This is a genomic window from Embleya sp. NPDC005575, assembly GCF_040605455.1.
In the GTDB taxonomy this organism is placed as follows: Bacteria; Actinomycetota; Actinomycetes; order Streptomycetales; family Streptomycetaceae; genus Embleya.
This window is the reverse complement of record NZ_JBEXCV010000096.1, coordinates 1-19,738: the sequence shown is the minus strand read 5'-3', so window position 1 is coordinate 19,738 and position 19,738 is coordinate 1. Positions and strand designations below refer to the sequence as shown.

Below are 19,738 nucleotides of genomic sequence, written 5' to 3'. Positions count from 1 at the left end.
CGGGCAAGCCCCGCGGCCACGCGGCTTGCCCGGCTGCCGCGCCGCGCCGTTATCGAGCGGCACACGCGCGCCGGGGCGAGCCGTCGTGTCGGGCCCGTGGTCACGCCCCTCCCGGCGCCCGCCCGAACCCGGATCGCGGTGAGCCTTGCGGAGCTCGGAGTCCTACGTGACCTGCGGCTTTACCCGCCGGGCGGGTACGCGCAGCCCAGCGAGTGCGGCTTTGGTGCTTCCGGGCCCGGCATCGATGCCGGGCGGGGCCGACGGGTCATGCCTGGACGGGCAAGTGGGCGCGGACCGGGCGGCCGGCCGGATACGGCCACCGGCCCGAGTCGGTCGAGCCGAGCAGGGCCGGGCCGGGCCGGCCGCGTAGCGGCCGAGCAACACGGATGCGGAGCACCGGACGAACGTGCGACCCCGCCGCACCACGATTCGCCCGCTCCGCGCCTCGGGCCCGAAAGCCCGGCCCCTCCCCCGCCAGGGTCCTCCTGCCCCCGCCCCCCGGAGGCCGTTTCGGCCGCGCGCTCCGCTCCCAGCCCTTGATCCCCTTTCCATGCGGACCTAGCATGCGAGCACATGACACCTACCGACCGGTAGGAATGTCCGATCCGACTGGATCCGGCTCGACCGGCTCGACCGGCTCGATCCACCGCGACACCGCAGGGGGAGACACATGAGGGACCGGCACCTCGAACCCGAGCACATCGCCTTTCGCGAATCCGCGCGTGAGTTTTTTCAGCGTGAGGTGGTCCCCTTTCACGATCAGTGGGAGAAGGACGGCATCGTCGATCGCTCGGTCTGGCTCAAGGCCGGCAAGCAGGGACTGCTGGGTATCGACGTGGACGAGCGCTACGGCGGCGGCGGAGTATCCGACTTCCGCTACTTCGCGACGTTGTCCGAGGAACTGATCCGGGTGGCCGCGTCGGGGGTGGGGTTCGGGCTGCACAACGAGGTCGTCGCGCCGTACCTCAACGACCTGGCCACGGACGAGCAGAAGCAGCGTTGGCTGCCCGGCTTCTGCTCCGGCGAGATCATCACCGCGATCGCGATGACCGAACCCGGCGCGGGCAGCGACCTCCAGGGAGTGCGGACCACCGCGATCCGGGACGGTGACCACTACGTGCTCAACGGCGCGAAGACCTTCATCACCAACGGCATCAACGCCGACCTGGTGATCGTGGTGGCCAAGACCGACCCCGCGGCCAAGGGCAGCAAGGGGATCAGCCTGATCGTGGTCGAGCGGGACATGGCGGGCTTCGAGCGTGGCCGCAATCTGGACAAGATCGGGATGAAGGCGCAGGACACCGCCGAATTGTTCTTCTCCGACGTCCGGGTGCCGGTGCACAACCTGCTCGGCGAGGAGAACCGCGGCTTCTACCACCTGATGAACAACCTGCCGCAGGAACGTCTGGGCATCGCGAGTGCGGCGGTCGCCGGCGCCGAGACGGTCTTCGCGCACACGCTGGAGTACGTCAAGACGCGTACCGCGTTCGGCCGCCCGATCGGCTCGTTCCAGAACACCAGGTTCGAACTGGCGGAGATGGACACCGAGTTGGACATCGCGCGCACCTATGTCGACGACTGCGTCATGAAGCACATCGCGGGCGAGTTGGACGCGGTCGCCGCCTCGAAGGCCAAGTGGTGGACCACCGACCTGCAAAAGCGCGTGGTCGACCGCTGCCTGCAACTGCACGGCGGATACGGCTACATGCTCGAATACCCGGTGGCCAAGGCGTTCATCGACACGCGGGTGCAATCGATCTACGGGGGGACGAACGAGATCATGAAGGAAATCATCGGCCGTTCCCTCGGCATCTGAGCCCCGACCCCCGACCCCGGGCGCCCGACCCCGGGCCCCCGAACCTCGGCATTCGAAGCGGAGCGCGAACATGACGGAGGGTTCCATGGCCGAGGCATTGCGGCCCGAAGCGATCACGAAGTGGCTGGCCGAGCGGACCGCGGTGCACCCGCCGCTGCATTTCGACCTCGTGCTCGGCGGGCGTTCGAATCTCACCTATATGGTCTCGGATGCCGACGCGCGCCGCTGGGTGCTGCGCCGCCCCCCGTTGGGACACGTGCTCGCGACCGCGCACGACATGGGGCGCGAGTACCGGATCCTGGCCGCGCTGGGCTCGGGGCGGACCGACGTGCCGGTGCCGCCGGTGCTCGGTCTGTGCACGGACGAAACGGTCAACGGTGCGCCGTTCTTCGTGATGGACTTCGTCGACGGGCACGTGATCCGCTCCGCCGAGGACGCGGCCGCGCTGCTCACGCCGCAGGCCCGGCAGCGGGCCGGCGAGCAGCTCGCGGACGTGCTCGCGGCGATCCACGCGGTGGACGTGGACGCGGTGGGTCTGGGCGAGCTCGGCCGTCGCGAGGACTACATCGGGCGACAGTTGCGCCGCTGGCACCGCCAGTGGGAGGCCACCCGGGTGCCCGGGATCGACACGATCGACGACGTGCACGACGCGCTCGCGGCATCCGTTCCGGCGCAACAGGGCGCCACGATCGTGCACGGCGACTTCCGGTTGGACAACGTCATCCTGGGCCCGGACGGCACCGTGCGCGCGGTACTGGACTGGGAGCTGTGCACGCTCGGCGACCCGCTCGCCGACGTGGGCACCACGCTCATGTACTGGGTCGAGGCGGGCGAGGACGGCGCGCTGTTGCCCGCCGACGGCACCGCGAGTGAGGGCTTCATCGACCGGGCCGCGTTCGCCGCGCGCTACGCGGCGGCCACCGGTCGGGATCTGTCGCACATCCGCTGGTACCAGGCGTTCGCGTGCTGGCGGCTCGCCTGCATCCTGGCCGGCGTACTCGACCGCTACACCGCGGGTGCGATGGGCGAGCAGGACGCGGCCGGACGGTTCACCGCCGACGGTCTGCGTGCGCTGGCCGATCGCGCGCGGGAGATCCTCGCGCACGCCTGACCGCCGTCCGGGTGGCGTTCGCGCGCGAAGGTGAGCGCGTGACATCCGGGTGGTATGGGGCCCTCCACATCCGGATTCGGTGACGAGGAGGGCCCATGGCCGACGCTGAGCCGAAGGGCGTCGTGGTCGGCGTGGACGGATCGGAGCCGGCCCGGCGGGCGTTGGACTGGGCGATGACCGAGGCCGAGCTGCGCGGGTTGCCGCTGTACGTGGTGACCGCGCAGCCCGCGACCCCCGGATACGCGGTGCTCGCGCCCGGACCGCACTACCAGGAGGACTTGGAGCGGGTGCTCGCCGAATTGCGGATCCGGACCGAGACCACCGTGGCCGAGGTGAACAGCGCACGCGAGCGGCCGTTCGGCGGGCAGGCCGTGGTCCAGGTGTATTCGGGGACGGCGACCGAGGTGCTGCTCGGGATGTCCGAGCGGCACGAGATGGTCGTGGTGGGCTCGCGTGGCTCCGGCGGTTTCTCCCGCCTGCTGCTCGGCTCGGTCAGCACGGCGGTGGTGCACCATGCGGCCTGTCCGGTGCTCGTGGTGCGCAGCTGATCGGTGCGGGTGGCCTGCGGCCGACGCCGTTCGGCCGGCGCCCGGTTCGGTTCGGGCTTCGGTCGGCTCGGGGTCGGTCGAGCCCAGGCCCGGTTCGGCTCGGGCCCGATTCAGCTGAGGAAGAGGGTGTCCAGCTCGTCCTGCGTGAACGGCTTCCCGGGCAGCGGGGACGAGTGTCCCGCGTGCAGGCCGTCGAGCAGGATCTCCAGATACCGACCGGCGATGGTCAGTCGTTGTGGGTGCGGAAGTCCGGACGGCGGCAGCAGACAGGACATCATCAACGATATGTCGGCGTCCGAGACGTCCGCCCTGAGTAGCCCGCAGGCCTTGGCCTGATCGACCAACACACCTACCGCGTCGTTGAGTTCGGCGCGCGAGGAACTCATCTCCTCGGTCACCGGGACCCGCCCGCTGAGGGCGGGGAACAATCGGCCGGCACCCGAGCCGACCGCGCGGCGTAAGTACCTGGCGAGCGCGGACCAGGCGTCCGGTTCCTCGTCCAGCGCGTTGACCGCCTCGGCCGTCAGTCGGTTGGTCTCGGCGATCATGATCCGTTGGACCAGTGCCTCCTTGCCGGTGAAGCGGCGGTAGATGGTGCCCACCCCCACGCCGGCGCGGCGGGCTATCTCCTCCATCGGAGCGTCGTAGCCCAGCTCGCCGAACACCTCGCGGGCCGCCCGGAGCACCTGCTCCAGATTGCGCCGGGCGTCGGTGCGCAGCTGCGGCGACGGCTCGGCCGGCCTGCTCCGTTGTGGCTTGCGTGCCGGTGGAATCGTCGTCGTGTGCCGACCCCCGACGCCGTCGCCGCCGGTGTCCTGCGTCTTCGTGGTACGCGTACGCGAAGCGCCGCTCATAGCGTCTCCCCCGGAAGGCAAGTGTGTCGATTCCCCCACCAGACCCCGCTTTGCCCAGGCCGTCGAGACTACCCGAACCGACCCCACCCCAGAAGCGGAATCCGACAGCACGGTTGTGAAGATATCGCTGACCGCTGACCTCTCGTCACCACCCGTGCGGGGCACGCAAACCCGGCGAACATCTGTATGTGGCGGCCGGAAAGGGGCAGAGTGGGACGCATGACGACCTCGACTCGGCCCGAGCGCATCCTGATCGTCGGCGGCGGCTACGTCGGCTTGTACACGGCCCTTCGCCTGCAACGGAAACTCAAGGCGGGAGAGGCGACGGTGACTGTCGTCGAACCGCAGTCGTACATGACCTACCAGCCGTTCCTCCCGGAAGCCGCGGCCGGCGCCATCTCGCCGCGGCACGTGGTCGTCCCGCTCCGCTCGGTGCTGCCCAAGTGCCGCATCGTCACCGGGACCGTGGAGCACGTGAACCACGCGAAGAAGACCGCGACCATCGAACTGCTCGGCGGCGAGACCTACGACGCCTCCTACGACCTGCTCGTGGTCGCGCCCGGCTCGGTCGCGCGGACCCTGCCGATACCCGGGCTCGCAGAGTGGGGCATCGGCTTCAAGACCGTCGAGGAGGCCATCGCGCTGCGCAACCACGTGCTCGAACAGATGGACACCGCGTCCTCGACCCGCGACCCCTCGATCCGCGACCACGCGCTGACCTTCGTCTTCGTCGGCGGCGGCTACGCGGGTGTGGAGGCGCTCGCGGAACTGGAGGACATGGCCCGCTACGCGTGCCGGTACTACCACAACATCACCCCGGCGGACATGCGCTGGATCCTGGTCGAGGCATCGCCGCGGATCCTGCCCGAGGTGGGCGAGGACATGGGCCGATACACGGTCTCCGAGTTGCGCCGACGCGGTATCGACGTACGCCTGAACACCCGGCTGGAGTCGGCCCGCGACCGGCACGTGGTGCTCTCCGACGGCACCGAGGTCGACGCGAGCACGCTGGTGTGGACGGCGGGCGTCAAGCCCAGCCCGATGTTGATCGCCACCGACCTGCCGCTGGACGACAAGGGCCGGCTCAAGGCGCGCGCGACGCTGGAGGTGGAGGGGGTCCCGGGGGTGTGGACCGCCGGCGACTGCGCGGCGGTGCCCGACCTGACCAAGCCGGGCGAGGAGTTCACCGGTCCCAGCGCACAACACGCGGTGCGCCAGGCGCGGGTGCTCGCCGACAACATCATCGCCAGGCTGCGCGACCAGCCGCAGCAGCAGTATCGGCACAAGTACGCGGGCTCGGTGGCCTCGCTCGGCCTGCACAAGGGTGTTGCCCAGGTCTACGGGATCAAGACCAAGGGCCTTCCGGCCTGGTTCATGCACCGCACGTATCACCTCAGCCGAGTGCCCACGTTCAACCGCAAGATGCGCATCATGGCGGAGTGGACACTGGCCCTGATGTTCCGGCGCGAGATCGTCTCGCTGGGTTCGATCGAACACCCGCGCGCCGAGTTCGAGTACGCCACTCGAGGCGACCGCAAGCCCACCGGGTAGGCACGACCGGCGGAGGGGCTCGTAGGCTGAAGCGTTGCCCGAGGGCCGAGTGGGCCGCGACCGGGTCCCGTACATTGCCACAGCGCACTCCTGTGGTACCCCGAACGGAGGCCCGGTCACGGGACGTGATTCCCTCACGGCCGACTTTCGCCCACACTGGTGATGTCACCTGCGGTAAACCTCCATGCGCTTTGCGTGAACGAACTCTCCAGGAAGCGAGCGGTTGAACATCACTCGGTGGGGCGCCCGGCTGGCCGGTGACCGGCGGCGCTCGGTGCCGGCGGCACGCAGCCAGGAATCGAACGACACCTTCCCGTTGCGCGACGTGCTGGCCCACGCCCCCGCGCTGATCGCGGTCACCCGAGGGTCGAATCACGAGCTGTGTTACGTCAACGACGCCTACCGGGCGGTCTTCGGCGCGCGCAGGTCGGGTGTCCCGGCCCGGGACGCGTTGCCCGAACTCGCCGAGCACGGGCTGCTGACGCTGATGGATCAGGTCTATCGAACCGGGCGCGGGCGAACCGTGCGGGCCCGTCGGGTCGATCACCGCGGCGAGACCTACCCCGGCATGCCGGAGAGCGAGCGCAGGCACGGCTACTACACGTTCGTGTGCACACCGGTCCGCCCCGAGGCGGCCGGCCGCGGCGGCGACACCCGCGGCGTCCTGGTCTTCGCGGTCGACGTCACCGACCAGGTCCAGGCCACCGACCGGCTGCGGGAGAGCGAGCGGCGGCACCGGCAGGCTGCGGTCACCCTGCAACGCAGCCTGCTGCCGCAGCGGTTGGAGAACCCCGACGATCTGATCGTGGCCGCCAAGTACCTGCCCGGCGGCACCGACGCCGCGGTCGGCGGCGACTGGTACGACGTGATCACCCTGGGCGCGGGGCGTACCGCGCTGGTGATCGGCGACGTGATGGGCCGGGGTGTGCGCGCCGCGGCGGTGATGGGCCAACTGCGCACGGCGGTACGGGCGTACGCGCGCCTGGACCTGCCGCCACACGAGATCCTGCAACTGCTCGACGAGACCGCGATGGAGATCGACGCGACCCAGATCGCCACGTGCGCCTACGCGGTGTACGACCCGGGCGAGGGCGTGCTGACCTACTCGACGGCGGGCCACCTACCGCCGCTGGTTCGCGACGGCGAGGACGTGATCCACAAGCTCGACGACGCGAACGGGCCGCCGCTGGGTACCGGCGCGAGTTGGCCGCACACCTCCGGTCGGATCACCCTGGACCCGGGCTCGACCGTGGTGCTGTACACGGACGGCCTGGTCGAACGCCGCGGCGAGGACCTGGACGAGGGCATCGACACGCTGGGCGCCGCGCTGCTGTCGTCGGCGGGCGAACCCGAGGCGGTCCGCGACCACCTCATCGCGCACATGCAGTTGCCCGAGGAACACGACGACGACATGGCGATGCTGGTGCTGCAACTGCCGCGCCGCGAGGGTGCCCAGGCCCGGCTGTTCCGGACCGCGTCGCTGGATCTGCTGGGCGGCAGCGAGGTGGCCGCGCGCGGGCGGGCGTTCACCTCGGGAGTGCTGGCCAGTTGGCAGGTCGGTGAGGAACTGCGCGAGATGGGCGTGCTCGCGGTCAGCGAGTTCGTGGCGAACGCGCTCACCCACGGCGCCGCGCCGATGCGGTTGCGCCTTCGGCGCACCGACAAGCGGCTGATCGTCGAGGTCTCCGACGCGGACGACCACGTGCCCCGTCGGCGACGGGCGGCGGCCGACGACGAAAGCGGGCGTGGGGTGGCGATCGTGGCGACGATTGCCAAGTCGTGGGGTAGTCGGCTTACCGACGAGGGCAAAACGGTCTGGTGCGAGTTCCCGTTGGGTTGACCGGGCTTTTTTGGCCTCAAGCGCCGGCCGGGCTACTTGGCCTCAAGCGCCGGCCGGGCTACTTGGCCTCAAGCGCCGGCCGGGCTACTTGGCCTCACGTGTCGGCCGGGCTACTTGGCCTCACGTGTCGGCCGGGCTACTTGGCCTCACGTGTCGGCCGGGCTGGTTTGGGTTTGTCCGGCCTTGGCTTGGCTTGGGTTGGCCTTGAGGGGCGGCCGGCGGTTGGTCAGGCGGTCAGGGCTTGGGGGGTGGGGTGGTGGGACGGGGTCGACTCGGCGATGACGACTCCGTTTTGGGTCGGGTTCAGGGTGTGGCGCATGCGGATGCCGAGGATGGTGATCAGTACCGAGCAGGCCATCAGGGCGGCCAGGTACGGGCCGTACAGGCCGGCGCCGACCATGACGCCGGCGAAGGCCGGCCCCGCTGCCATCGCGAGCTGCTTCACCAGTGACTGGGCCGCGTTGTACTGCCCGAGCAGGTGCGCGGGCGCCAGGTCCGCGACCATCGGTCCCAGGGTCGGCGCGAGCAGCGACTCGCCCACGCCGAGCAGCGCGAACGTGGTGATGATGGTGACCGCCGCCGCGGCCTTGTCGTCGTGCATCAGGCCGGACAGCGCGGTCACGATCCAGGCGAGCAGCCAGACCAGGCCGGTGGCCGCGATCACCGTGCTGCGCCGGCGGCGCTGGGTGATCCGCAGGACGGTGAGCTGACCGAGCACGATCACCGCGGTGTTGGCCGCGAGCGCGACGCCCAGCATGCTCGGCGAGATCCGGCTGACCTCGGTCGCGAACGCGGCCAGGCCCGACTCGAACTGGCCGTAGCAGGTGAAGAAGATGACCGCGCTGACCACACACAGCCGGACCATCGCGCGGTTCTTCAGCAGATGCCGAAAGCCCGCGCCTGGCACTGTCCCGGCCGCAGCGGCCGGCACCGCCGGCAGCCGGACCGTGCCGCACACCGCGCCGAGCACCAGGAACATCGCGGTCTCGACGGCGAACAGCAGGGTGAAGCTGGCCGGCCGCGACGGGTCGACGATCATGCCGCCGATCAGCCCGCCGATGCCCAGGCCCAGGTTGTTGAAGGTGAACTGGAGCGCGAACGCGCGAGCGCGGGTGCGCGCCGTCGTACACCGCACGATCATCGTCGCCAGCGCGGGCTGGATCGCGGCCACGCCGGCCCCGAGCAGCGCGGCGCCCACCATGACCAGCGCCTCGCCGCGGGCCAGGCCCAGGGTCAGCGCGCCGAGTGCGGCCACCACCGAACCGACCGCGACCACCGGGCGGGGCCCGCGCCGGTCGATCGCCGGACCGACCATCGGGAGTGCGCACAGCGCGGCGATGGCGAGCACGCTGAACATCAGGCCGGCCTGACCGGCCGACAGGTTTCGCACCCGCGTCACGTATACGAACAGGAACGGCACCGTGAAACCGCTGCCGAACGCACTGAGCGCGTTGCCGAGCTGGATCCGACGCAGAGCGCCTTGGGTCGCCACCACACACCTCCCCGACTACCGGTCGCGCGGGCCGGCCGCTCCGGCCCGCGGGGATCGGTCCGCAGACAGGGCTCGGGCATCCGAAAGCGCGCGAAAGCGGCCGACCCGACCCGTACCGGTTCCCGGGCATGCCCGAGTCCGGCGAGGTGATCGCCTGTATCCGCGTCGAGGCGGGCGCGCCGGGGGCGGCCGGGCGGATGCCCGGGCCCACGCCGGCGTCGTTGCCGTGCCTGATCCGATGAGTCCGAGTCCTCAAGTCTGAAGACTTCAGAGCTAAACTATACGGATCTATAGCGTTGCCGTCCAATGCTTGACGGCGTCGGTGGGGCAAGGAACACGAGGGCGACGATCGAGCGGGCGCGAGGTGGGATACTTCCCGGCATGACAGAGGGGGCCGAGCAGGCAACAGCGGACGAAGGCGACATCGAGGAATACCTCGCCGTCTTCCAGCGCGAATTCCCCGAGGTGGACCCGCAGGTCGAGACGATCGTGGCGGCGCTGTCCAAGCTCAACCGCCGAATGAGCGTCGCGTACGGCCGTCAACTCACCGCGCTGGGCATCACCAACGCCGAGTGGGAGGTGCTCAAGGCCCTGGTGCTGGTCGGCCGCCCCTACCGACTCAGCCCCGGCGACTTGGCCCGCCGGCTGGGCCTGACTCCCGCGGCGATGACCCACCGGCTGGACCGGATGGTCGCCGAGGACCTGGTCACCCGAACCCGGGACGAGCAGAACCGGGTGCGGGTGATCGTCGAGTTGACCACCACGGGTCGGGACGTGTGGCTGCGCGTGGTCCGCGAGGCCGCGGTCTTCGAGGCCGGTCTGCTCCAGGACCTGGGTCCGGCCGAGCGGCAGGCGCTCGCGGCCGGCCTGCGCGGCATGCTGGCGCGGGTCGAGGAATCCCAGCCGGACGCGGGCGGGCGTCTGGACACGGAGTGAACCGGCGGGCCCCGAGCGCTGCCACGCTCGGGTGCATCGCCACGGCGGGACACCGGACGAGAAGGGGACCGGACACATGCGAGTGCGCATTCCGAGGCAACGCACGGACATCGAGCGGCTGGACCGACCGCTGCCCGCGGGCCTGTCCAGGCCGGCCCCGCGCATCCTGCGCGCGCCTCGCCCGAGGGGCCCGCGCCCGGTCGAGGACTCGCTGCTCGACTACCGCATGGTGGTTACCCGCACGCTGATCCGACACCGGCCGGTCGACACCGGCGGGTGTGACTGCGGCGTGCCCGAACCGTGCCCCGTGCGGGCACACGCGGCCCGCCTCCTGGAATGGGTCTGACCCGGACCGGCGAGGCCGCCGCCGGTCCGAAAACCGGACCCGCGGCACCGAGCTCCGACTAGGGTGTCGTCCATGCACCACGACTGGGCCATCTGCCCGCCGCCCCGCCACTGAGCGGGGTGCCCCCGGGTCCGATCCGGTAGTCCCGGGTCGCGACCCCTGCTCGGCTTGGCCCGAACCGGGTGCCGCCCCGCTCCGACGTTGCCCTGTAGGCGTCGAAGTCGGAGCTTTCGCATGTCTGTTCGTATCTTCCTGCGCGCTGCCCGGAACACCCGATCCGGGCTCGATCTGTTCGTCCTCGCCGGAGTCCTGTGGGGGACCGGCGGGATCGCCGGTTCGGTGTTGGCCGCTCGGGCCGGGCTGCACCCGGTGGCCGTCGCGGCGTATCGCCTACTCGCCGGTGGCCTGTTCATCACCGCCTACGCGCTGGCCTCCGGGCGGCTGCGGGTGCGTCGCCCGAGTCGGGCCGAACTCGCCCGGATCGCAGGCGTCGGCGCACTGTTCACGGTGTTCCAGGCGGCGTATTTCGCCGCCGTGGCGGCCATTTCGGTGAGCCTGGCCACGCTCACCACCATGGTCGCGGTACACATCCTGGTCACCACCGGCTCGGCCGTGCTGGAGCGGCGCCGACCCGGGCCGATCGCGATCGCGAGCCTGGCCGCGGCCGCTCTGGGCCTGGCCCTGCTGCTCGGCGCACCCGCCGGCGGCGCACGCGGCGCACTCGTGGGCATCGGCTTCGCGCTGGTGGCCGCCGGCGGGTTCGCGGTGCTGACCCTGGACACCCGGCCGGCCCTGCCCACGCTCGACCGGGTCGCCATCACCGGGCTCGGATTCCTGTTCGGCGGCTGCCTGTTGCTGCCCGCAGGGCTGGTGGTCGGGATGGCCGTGCCGATGCGCGCCGACATCCTGGGCGCGGTGCTCTTCCTCGGCGTGGTGCCCACCGCAGGGGCGTACGTCGCCTACTTCACCGCGCTCGGCCGGGCGCACGTGGGTGGCGGCATCGTGGCGGTGCTGCTCGAACCGCTGACCGCGACCGTGCTCGCCGCGTTCCTCCAGGGCGAGCGGCTGGGCCCGGAACGGCTGCTCGGCGGCGTCCTGGTGCTCGCTTCGATCGCCGTGCAACACCGCGCCGCCGGCACACCCACGCGCGGCTGATCCCCGCGGCCCCGTCGAACCTTCGGGCGGAAACCGTCCCGAACCACCCGTTCCTTCCCCGATTCTCGGCTAGCGTGCGGCACACGGCGGCACAGCCGGCCGGCACACAGAAGGAGGTGCGCATGAGCGTGTCCGAGGGGATCTCCGACGGGGCCGCCTATTCGCCGTTCGACCCGACCGCGTTGCCGGCGACCGGGGGCTACTACAAGAAGCTCCCGCCGACGCCGTGCACTTACGACACGATGCCCCTGCCGATCGAGGCGGTCGACGGCCACCCGATCGTCTGCAAGAACCGCGCGTGCAAGTACTACCGCAAGTCCGACAAAGTGGAATACAAGTCCGGCCCACGCGCCTACCGCTGTGAAGAGTGCATGACGTGGACGGACTGATCCATCCGTCGCGACGGTGGCCCAAGCCGGCCGGCCGGCGTTCGAGGCCACCTTACGGAACCGACGGCCCACCGCAAGCCCGAGCAGTCAACAGGGCCATGCGGCCCCGAACATGGTGGGTCGGGCCGATCGCCGGGTCACCGTACGGCCACGCGGCGACCAGGCCCGGCCACGATCAGGGGCGCCCCTCGGCAGAGGTGCGCACGCGCATCATTCCCCATCCGGGAGCCGCTGATTCCGCTTCGGGGCAGATGAATCCGCCGATTCCGCGCCGGCCGCCCGCGCGGCCTTCGCCGTCGCCCGGCGCAACCACCACCAGAACACCCGTCCCACCGCGACCAACAGGATCAGCACCACGATGCCGAACGACACCCAGAACGCGGTGGGGGAGGGCAACTGTCCGGGCGGGGTGTCCGGCCACGCGTGCGGCAGATCGTCGGGGTCGCCCATTACCGAGCGCATCGCCAGTGCCGAGTGGTGGTAGGTGACTTCGTCGGGCCAGTCCTTGCCGCTCGCCAGCGCGGCCAGCCCGGTGGCGAGCCAGATCACCGCCGTGCCCGCGATCAGCAGCAGCAGGCCCGCGATCAGCAGACCGTCCGGGACGCCCTGCGAGGGCGCCCGACCCGGCGTGGGCTCGCGCGGCTGCGGCGGGCGTGCGTAGGACCCCATCTACGCCGCCGGATCGTCGGCCAACGCCGCCTCGGCACGCACTCGTTCCTCCACCGCGTCCTCGGTCATCGCGCGGTCGGTGTAGACCATCGGCCGCTCGGTGTCGGTGATCAGGTGCTTGACCACCTGCACATTGCCGTTGACGTCCCAGACCGCGATGCCCGGGGTCAGGGTCGGAATGATCTCGACCGCCCACCGGGGCAGTCCGAGCACCTTTCCGGTTGCGCGTGCCTCGTCCGCCTTCTGCATGTACACGGTTCTGGTCGAGGCCATCTTCAGGATCGCCGACGCCTCCTTGGCCGCCGCGCCGTCCACCACGTCGGAGAGGTGGTGGACCACCGCGACGAAGGACAGACCCAGACGCCGGCCGAACTTGAGCAGGCGCTGGAACAACTGGGCCACGAAAGGGCTGTTGATGATGTGCCAGGCCTCTTCGACCAGGAAGATCCGCTTGACCCGGTCCGGCCGGATCCAGGTGTGCTCCAGCCACACGCCGACGATCGCCATCAGGATCGGCATCGCGATCGAGTTCCGGTCGATGTGCGACAGGTCGAAGATGATCAGCGGCGAGTCCAGGTCGATGCCGTCCGTGGTCGGCCCCTCGAACATGCCCTGGAGGTCACCGTCGGTGAGCCGGTCCAGGACCAGCGCCACGTCCAGTCCCCAGACCCGGACGTCCTTGACGTCCAGACTCAGCAGTTCGCACGACTCGGGGGTCGGATTGCGCAATGCCTCGACGATGTCCGGGAGGATCGGCTGCCGTCCGTGCACGGTGCGCATTACGTGCGTGTGCGCGGCCTTGAGCGCGTAGCCGGCCCGCTCCTGGAGCGAGTGGCCCATCGCCACCTCGATGATGGTGCGCAGCAGCGCCAGTTGGCCGGTGACCGCGATCGCCGGGTCCAGCGGGTTGAGCCGCACCGCGTCGCCGGAGAGGTCGTTGGGGTCCAGCCGGACCGGCTTGACCCCCAGCGCCTCGGCGATCAGGTTCCACTCGCCGACGCCGTCCTCGCCCTGCGCGTCCAGGACCACCACCTGGCGGTCGCGAAAACGCAACTGGCGCAGCACGTAGGTCTTCTCCAGCGCCGACTTGCCGTTCCCGGACTCGCCCAGGACCAGCCAGTGCGGCGCGGGCAGTTGCTGGCCGTACAGCTGGAACGGGTCGTAGATATAGCCCTTGCCCGAGTACACCTCGCGGCCGATGATCACGCCCGAGTCGCCGAGCCCGGGCGCGGCCGTGGGCAGGTAGACCGCCTGAGCCTGGCCGGTGGACGTGCGCACCGGCAGCCGCTGGGTCTCGCCCCGGCCGAAGATGATGCCGGAGAACCCCTGGGTCAACGTGGACATCAGACCCGACACGTGATCACTCCATCCGTCCCGTCCGCGGCGGTGACACCGCCGACGCTCACTTTCGAATACCCGTCGCGAACGGCAGCGTGTTGACGAACGCGCGGTGCTGCTCGCGGTCGCACCACTCCAGCTTGAGGAAACACTTGCCCGCCGACGCGCGGATGGTGCGCTTGTCCCGGGAGAGTTGGTCGGGATTGCGCGAGGACACCGTGATGTAGCCGACGATGTTCACGCCCGCCGCGCCGCCCGCCAGGTCCTCGCCGCGCTGGTCGACCCGGCCGGTGTGGGCCATGTCGCGCGGGTCGACCACACGGTTCATCTTGGCCGCGCGGGCCGCGTCCGCGTCGTCGTTGGTCTTCTCGGTGAGCATGCGCTCGATCGCGATGTCGGTGGGCTCCAGGTCCATCGTGACCGCGACGGTTCGGATCACGTCCGGGGTGTGCACCAGGAGCGGGGCCAGGAAGTTGACGCCGACCGGGGTCAGCGGCCACTCCTTGATCCACGCGGTGGCGTGGCACCACGGCTCGGCCGAGTCCGACTCGCGGGTCTTGGCCTCCAGGTAGTTCGGGTGCGTCGCGTCCAACTCGGCGGGCCACGCGTAGCGCGCCTGCATGCCCTCGAACGCGTCGATCTGGTGCTCGGGGTCGTACATCGAGTGGATCAGCGAGGCCAGCCGCGTCTCGTTCAGCGGCTGCCGGACCCGGATGTCCGCCTCGGTCAACCGGGCACACACGTCGGTGAGTTCACGCGCCATCACCACGCCGATGCCCTTGTCGCCCTTGCCCATCACATTGGCCTCGGCGGCCAGTTCGCGGGTGTAGTGCATGCACGCGACCAGGTAGGCGCGGTGCTGCTCCGACGAGGTGGACACCATCGACTGGAGCTGCTCGTAGGAGTCCTGCACCCACATCGGCGCCTTGTGGTCGCCGCGCCGGGCCACGTCCTTGGCGTGCGCGTCCGGGTCGGCGGGCAGCGTCCGGGCGAGCACCTGGAGCCGGGTGACGAAGCCGTCGCCGTTGGCCACGTGCTTGAGCAGCGTGCCGAACCGCTCGACCAGCGCCTCCTGGTCCTCCGAGTCGCGCAGCCCCACGCCCGGGCCCTCGATCTCGATCGCGGCGGTGACCGTGCGCCGTTCCAGGTGCAGCAGCACGGTCAGCTCGTCCGGGCCGAACGGCACGCTCGACCAGGTCACCCGACCGACCCCGGGCGGCGCGCCGACCGCCACGCCCTGCCCGGTCAGTTTGGTGCCCGCCTCGGTGACCGCCGACCGATACGTGGCGCCGCGCTTGATGGTGCGCTTGTAGGTGCGGTTGATCTCCCACCACTTGTAGAACGTGCGCTTCTTGTACGGCATGTACACGGCGGCGAACGCGAGCAGCGGGAATCCGACCAGGCCGGCGATGCGGATCACCAGGATCGGCATCAACAGGCCCCACAGCAGCGCGAGTCCGCCGGCCGCGATGATCAGGAAGATCTCGCCGGGCTCGCGGTTCTTGCCGATGACCGCCGTGGGTTTGGCCTTGCCGATCAGGAAGGTCCGGCGTCGGGCGACCGGTTGCGTAGTCATTACTCTTTACCGTTCCTCGCGTGAGGCGTTGCCGCGGGATTGGCCGGAGGCGGTGGTGCCGGCGTCGGGGCGCCGCCCGAACCTCCGCCCCTGGTGCCATGGGCCGCAATGCCCGACGATACGGCGTTCGCGGTCACCGGGGCAGAGCCGGAACCGGTGGATCCCCGCGAGGCGTGTGCCTGGATGCCCTGCTTCATGTACGTGGCCGGGCCGTTGACCATCGAGGCCGGACCGGCCGACTGCATCGCCTTGCGACTGCTGTGCAGCGCGGCCATGTCGTCGCCGATGCTGGGCACGAATCGGTAGATGAGCACGCTGGCGAAGATGGACAGGAACAGGATCGCCAGGCCGGAGAGCACCGAGGAGAACGCGTCGTCCTTGCCGCCGGAGGTGACCGCCGTGGCCAGCCCGAGCACGATCACGATCACCGGCTTGGCGAGGAGCACCGCGATCATGATCCCGGCCCAGCGCCGGACGTGGTGCCACATCGCCTTGTCCACCAGACCCGAGTACACCGCCGTGCCCAGGATCGCGCCGACGTACAACATCGCCGCGCGCACCAGGAGTTCGACCCACAGCACGGCTGCGGCGGCCATCGAGAGCAGCGACACGAAGATGAGCATCACCGGCCCGCCGCCGAGATCGCTCGCGGGATCGAGCGCCTTGGAGAAGCCGCCGAGGAACTTGTTGGTGTCCTGTTGGGTGCCGGTCGCGATGGCCGCGGTGATCGCGTCGGTCATCGAGACGGCCAAGTACAGGATCAGCGGGGTGAACGCCGACGCGATCACCGCGAGCCACAGGTAGCCGATCGCCTCGCTGATCGCGGTGCCGATCGGGACCCCGCGCACGGCGCGCTTGGTGACGGCCAGTATCCACAGGATCAGGGTCAGGAACGTGGACGCGGCGAACACGACCGCGTACTGGCGCAGGAAGCCGGGGTTGGTGAAGTCCACCTGGGTGGTGTCGTTGACCGCGCCGGCCAGCTTGTCGATGATCCAGGTCGCCGCGTCGGCACAGCCCTTGGCGATCGAACCGAGCGGGTCGGTGACGGTGCCCAGTGTGCCGGTACCCGGGGCGCCGGGGCCGCCGTTGTTGCAGATGTCCTTCGCAGGGCCGGTGAGCAGTTCGCACTCAGGCTTGTTCGCGGGTGCGGTCGCGCCGGGCGTGGTAGCGGGCGGTGTCGTGGCGCCGGGTGTGGGCTCGGCCCACACACGGGTGGCACCGAGCACGACGACGGCCTGAACCGCGGCCAGTGTCCCGCCGAGGGTCAGGAATCGGTTGCGAAGGCTGCGGCGTTCCCGGTCAGCGTGCATGGCGCAATTCCCCGAACTCCCCGTCGGCCTTGGCGATGTCGTTGGCGCTGGACGGATCCTGCAGCCCGGAGATCGGCGTCGGGCCCTCCTTCTGGCTGAACTCGACCAGCTTCCAGTCGCCGCTCACCCAGGACAGCTTCATCGTGGTGGTGTTCCACGCCTCGGCCACCGGCTTGGTGGAGCCGGGCCCGGCGAGGCCCACCACGCCCACGCTCCAGACCTCCACCGTTGCCGAAACAGGCGTGAAGACAACGGATTTGGTGCCCATCGGAACGGCCCGACAAACGAAGGTCTGCCCCTTGGGCGGGTTTCCGTCGGGCTGTAGGCCGAATGTCGTGGTCTGCGCGCGGAACGCCTGGTCCACGCGCGCGAGCAGACCGTCGCGGATCGCCGGGTCGGTGATCGCGGTGATGATCGCGGCCCGCGGCTGGGCCCGGAACATCCGGTCCGAGCCGTACGCGACGACGAAGTTGGCCGCGGCCGACTGGGCGCCCTCCGCGGTCTGCGGGTAGCCGACCGGCACGCCCGACTCGGTGCGCTCGGGCAACTGCGCGGCGGACAGCGGCGGTCCACCGGGGCCCTCGGAGCCGGCCGCGGAGGTCTGCCCGGCGTCCTTGGCGGTCGAGCCGCCGTCCTCGTCGGAGCGGTTCGCGGCGAACAACAGGGACACGATGACCACGGCGATCACCACGACGACGCCGATCCCGGACAGTATGGGGTTGCGCCTGGGCTCCTGACTCTCCGGTGAGGAGGTGGGTCTGGGCAGGCGGGTACGCGTGGCGGGTTCCTCGTCGCTCATGGCCTGTCCCCCTTACCGCGGCAGGCCGGAAGATACGGGCGACCTGCGCGCACAACACTGTCCCCGGGGGCGGAGCGCCGCCGGGTTCGGTTGCAGCCGGAACGATCTTCCCAGACGGGAAGTCATTTCGGTGGCACCGCGCTGTCGTGTGAACACAGGCTCGATTGTCCGGTAAAGGGACCGGAATTGCTGCTCTGCCTCGCATGCGGAATGGGGCATTCCGTTTTCGGGGCGCACGGCGCACCGAAGTGCGCCGTGCCCGGGACAAAACACCACGGGATTCGCCACCTTGGGGACGGCAGGGTGCGAATCGGTCTAGATCGCCATTCCGTACACAATCGTGAACAGCGTCCCGAGCGATCCGATGATGAAGACGCCGGTCAAGCCGGCGATGATGAGGCCCTTGCCCTGCTCCGCGCTGAACGTGTCGCGCATCGCGGTGGCCCCTATGCGCTGCTTCGCCGCGCCCCAGATCGCAATGGCCAGGCAGAGCAGCAGGGCCACGGCCATGATCACCTCGACCATGATCCGGGCTTCGCCGCCCAGCCTTGCGAACGGGCCCCAGTTCGGAGCTATGCCGCCGATGATCGTATTGATGTCGCCGTTGCCGTTGCCGTTGCCTTCGCCAAGAAACACGTTGTTCACCGCCCCCGAGGTCGGGCTTTTGGTTGCCTCCGGTCACATTCGACAGGAGGAGTGGGTCGTTCGTTTATTGTGCTGTGGGGAAGCCGATCGGGCTACCACCTCGGCAAGTGTGCCTGCTCACTGTGTGTATCACGGGTGATTGCGCTGAGCAATCGTGGCGCGCACAATGTGCTCGGAGTATCCGTCGCGACCCGTCCCGGTCGCGGAGAATCGGGGGGCCTGCGATGCGCAAAGCCTGGGTGGCCGGTGGCATCGCATTCGCGATCCCCTTCGGTCTGGTCGGTCTCCTCACTGTAGGCGTCGGCGCGATGCAGTCCGCGTCCGGCAGCCAGACCGGGGCCGGCGGCACGATGGCGCTCGCGCCCGGCACCGTGCCGGCCGCGTACGCGGCGGCGATAGACAAGTGGGGACGACTCTGCCCGGAGATCTCGCCGGCGCTGCTGGCCGCGCAGCTCTACCAGGAGAGCGGCTTCGACCCGAACGCGGTGAGCAACGTCGGGGCCCAGGGCATCGCCCAGTTCATGCCCACCACGTGGCCCGAGTGGGCCACCGACGGCAACGGGGACGGCAAGGCGAGCCCGTGGGATCCCGCCGACGCGATCCCGGCCGCCGCGCGCTACGACTGTTCGTTGGCCAAATATGTCGCCTCGGTGCCCGGCGACCGGACGAACAACATGCTCGCCGCGTACAACGCGGGCGCGTACCGGGTGATGCAGTACAAGGGCATCCCGCCGTACACGCAGACCCAGGACTACGTGAAGTCGATCCGCTCGCTGGAGCAGAGCTTCGGCGTGGTGCAGGCCCCGTTGCAGCCGATGGCGCTCGCGGCGGGCGCGGTCAACTGGGCGCAGACCAAGCTCGGCACCCCCTACCTGTGGGGCGGCGAGGGCACCGCGGCCGACGGCGGCCGGTTCGACTGTTCGGGGCTGACCCAGGCCGCCTACGACACCGTGGGCATCAAGCTGCCCCGGGTGGCCAACGACCAGTGGAACGCCGGCCGGCACCCCTCGCGCGACCAACTGCTGCCGGGCGACCTGGTGTTCTTCGCCACCGACCTGAGCGACCCGCGCAGCATCCACCACGTCGGGATGTACGTCGGCAACGGCCAGATGATCCACGCGCCGTACACCGGCACGGTGATCAAGTTCGGCCCGATCGACAAGCCGGACTACATCGGCGCGACCCGGGTCACCCCCGAGGGGGCGAAGTCGCTGCCGGACCGCAGCCCCGGTTCGGCCAACAACGACTCGGGCGCGGGCAGTCCGGCCGCCGACCCCGGTCGGTCCACCGCCGCGGGCTCGAAGGTGTCGAGCCGACTGCCCGCCGCGGCCGAACCGCGCACCGCGCGGACGGGCGGCGC

General features: G+C 70.3%; 18 protein-coding genes. 10 read left to right on the top strand and 8 right to left on the bottom strand.

Annotated elements, in window-relative coordinates; translation table 11 throughout:
• Nucleotides 1–670: 670 nt before the first annotated feature.
• From ABZS54_RS27590 to ABZS54_RS27580, 3 genes are all read left to right on the top strand, one after another.
• On the top strand, nt 671–1,816 hold the full coding sequence (locus tag ABZS54_RS27590) for an acyl-CoA dehydrogenase family protein (protein ID WP_355541603.1): 1,146 nt from the start codon (nt 671–673) through the stop codon (nt 1,814–1,816).
• A gap of 70 nt (nt 1,817–1,886) precedes the next feature.
• Nucleotides 1,887–2,927, top strand: coding sequence for a phosphotransferase family protein (locus ABZS54_RS27585; RefSeq protein ID WP_355541600.1), 1,041 nt, complete (start codon nt 1,887–1,889; stop codon nt 2,925–2,927).
• 95 nt (nt 2,928–3,022) lie between these two features.
• Entirely contained in the window at nt 3,023–3,475 is a 453-nt protein-coding gene (locus ABZS54_RS27580; RefSeq protein WP_355541597.1) for a universal stress protein, read from the top strand.
• A 110-nt stretch (nt 3,476–3,585) separates the two neighbouring features.
• On the opposite strand, the gene ABZS54_RS27575 is transcribed toward ABZS54_RS27580, so the two are convergent.
• Entirely contained in the window at nt 3,586–4,329 is a 744-nt protein-coding gene (locus ABZS54_RS27575; protein WP_355541594.1) for a helix-turn-helix domain-containing protein, read from the bottom strand.
• Between the two features lie 219 nt (nt 4,330–4,548).
• Here ABZS54_RS27575 and ABZS54_RS27570 point away from each other — a divergent pair, with 219 nt between their 5' ends.
• Both ABZS54_RS27570 and ABZS54_RS27565 read left to right on the top strand, forming a co-directional pair.
• Nucleotides 4,549–5,880 (top strand): NAD(P)/FAD-dependent oxidoreductase, encoded by a 1,332-nt coding sequence (locus ABZS54_RS27570; RefSeq protein ID WP_355541591.1) that lies wholly within the window; start codon nt 4,549–4,551, stop codon nt 5,878–5,880.
• 223 nt (nt 5,881–6,103) lie between these two features.
• The gene (locus ABZS54_RS27565) at nt 6,104–7,720 is read left to right on the top strand and encodes a SpoIIE family protein phosphatase (RefSeq protein ID WP_355541588.1); all 1,617 of its coding nucleotides are present in this window, start codon (nt 6,104–6,106) and stop codon (nt 7,718–7,720) included.
• A 226-nt stretch (nt 7,721–7,946) separates the two neighbouring features.
• Here ABZS54_RS27565 and ABZS54_RS27560 read toward each other — a convergent pair whose 3' ends face one another.
• Nucleotides 7,947–9,215, bottom strand: a complete 1,269-nt coding sequence (locus ABZS54_RS27560; protein WP_355541585.1) for an MFS transporter — start codon at nt 9,213–9,215, stop codon at nt 7,947–7,949.
• Between the two features lie 378 nt (nt 9,216–9,593).
• Between ABZS54_RS27560 and ABZS54_RS27555 the strand changes: the two genes are divergently transcribed.
• The 4 genes from ABZS54_RS27555 (at nt 9,594) to ABZS54_RS27540 (ending at nt 12,038) form a co-directional block, all read left to right on the top strand.
• A complete protein-coding gene (locus ABZS54_RS27555; RefSeq protein WP_355541582.1) occupies nt 9,594–10,148 on the top strand; it encodes a MarR family transcriptional regulator in 555 nt (184 codons plus the stop codon).
• A gap of 76 nt (nt 10,149–10,224) precedes the next feature.
• The gene (locus ABZS54_RS27550; RefSeq protein ID WP_355541579.1) at nt 10,225–10,494 is read left to right on the top strand and encodes a hypothetical protein; all 270 of its coding nucleotides are present in this window, start codon (nt 10,225–10,227) and stop codon (nt 10,492–10,494) included.
• Nucleotides 10,495–10,728: 234 nt separating this feature from the next.
• Nucleotides 10,729–11,649 carry a DMT family transporter gene (locus ABZS54_RS27545; RefSeq protein ID WP_355541576.1) on the top strand — a complete coding sequence of 307 codons (921 nt, stop codon included), beginning with the start codon at nt 10,729–10,731 and terminating at the stop codon, nt 11,647–11,649.
• A gap of 122 nt (nt 11,650–11,771) precedes the next feature.
• Nucleotides 11,772–12,038 carry a hypothetical protein gene (locus tag ABZS54_RS27540; RefSeq protein WP_355541573.1) on the top strand — a complete coding sequence of 89 codons (267 nt, stop codon included), beginning with the start codon at nt 11,772–11,774 and terminating at the stop codon, nt 12,036–12,038.
• A gap of 210 nt (nt 12,039–12,248) precedes the next feature.
• Here the strand turns inward: ABZS54_RS27540 and ABZS54_RS27535 are convergent, their stop codons facing one another.
• The 6 genes from ABZS54_RS27535 to ABZS54_RS27510 form a co-directional block, all read right to left on the bottom strand.
• Nucleotides 12,249–12,707 (bottom strand): hypothetical protein, encoded by a 459-nt coding sequence (locus ABZS54_RS27535; RefSeq protein ID WP_355541570.1) that lies wholly within the window; start codon nt 12,705–12,707, stop codon nt 12,249–12,251.
• Nucleotides 12,708–14,051: an ATP-binding protein gene (locus ABZS54_RS27530; RefSeq protein WP_355541641.1), complete on the bottom strand. Its 1,344-nt coding sequence runs from the start codon at nt 14,049–14,051 to the stop codon at nt 12,708–12,710.
• Nucleotides 14,052–14,109: 58 nt separating this feature from the next.
• Nucleotides 14,110–15,621 (bottom strand): SCO6880 family protein, encoded by a 1,512-nt coding sequence (locus tag ABZS54_RS27525; protein ID WP_355541567.1) that lies wholly within the window; start codon nt 15,619–15,621, stop codon nt 14,110–14,112.
• Nucleotides 15,621–16,934: a hypothetical protein gene (locus ABZS54_RS27520; RefSeq protein ID WP_355541564.1), complete on the bottom strand. Its 1,314-nt coding sequence runs from the start codon at nt 16,932–16,934 to the stop codon at nt 15,621–15,623. The genes ABZS54_RS27525 and ABZS54_RS27520 overlap by 1 nt, the downstream gene beginning before the upstream one ends.
• Nucleotides 16,924–17,733: a hypothetical protein gene (locus ABZS54_RS27515; RefSeq protein WP_355541561.1), complete on the bottom strand. Its 810-nt coding sequence runs from the start codon at nt 17,731–17,733 to the stop codon at nt 16,924–16,926. The genes ABZS54_RS27520 and ABZS54_RS27515 overlap by 11 nt, the downstream gene beginning before the upstream one ends.
• Before the next feature lie 315 nt (nt 17,734–18,048).
• Nucleotides 18,049–18,369, bottom strand: a complete 321-nt coding sequence (locus tag ABZS54_RS27510; protein ID WP_026218593.1) for a hypothetical protein — start codon at nt 18,367–18,369, stop codon at nt 18,049–18,051.
• Nucleotides 18,370–18,602: 233 nt separating this feature from the next.
• On the opposite strand from ABZS54_RS27510, the gene ABZS54_RS27505 reads away from it, so the two are divergent.
• Nucleotides 18,603–19,738 (top strand): bifunctional lytic transglycosylase/C40 family peptidase (locus ABZS54_RS27505; RefSeq protein ID WP_355541558.1); only part of this gene is annotated, 1,136 nt, incomplete at its 3' end.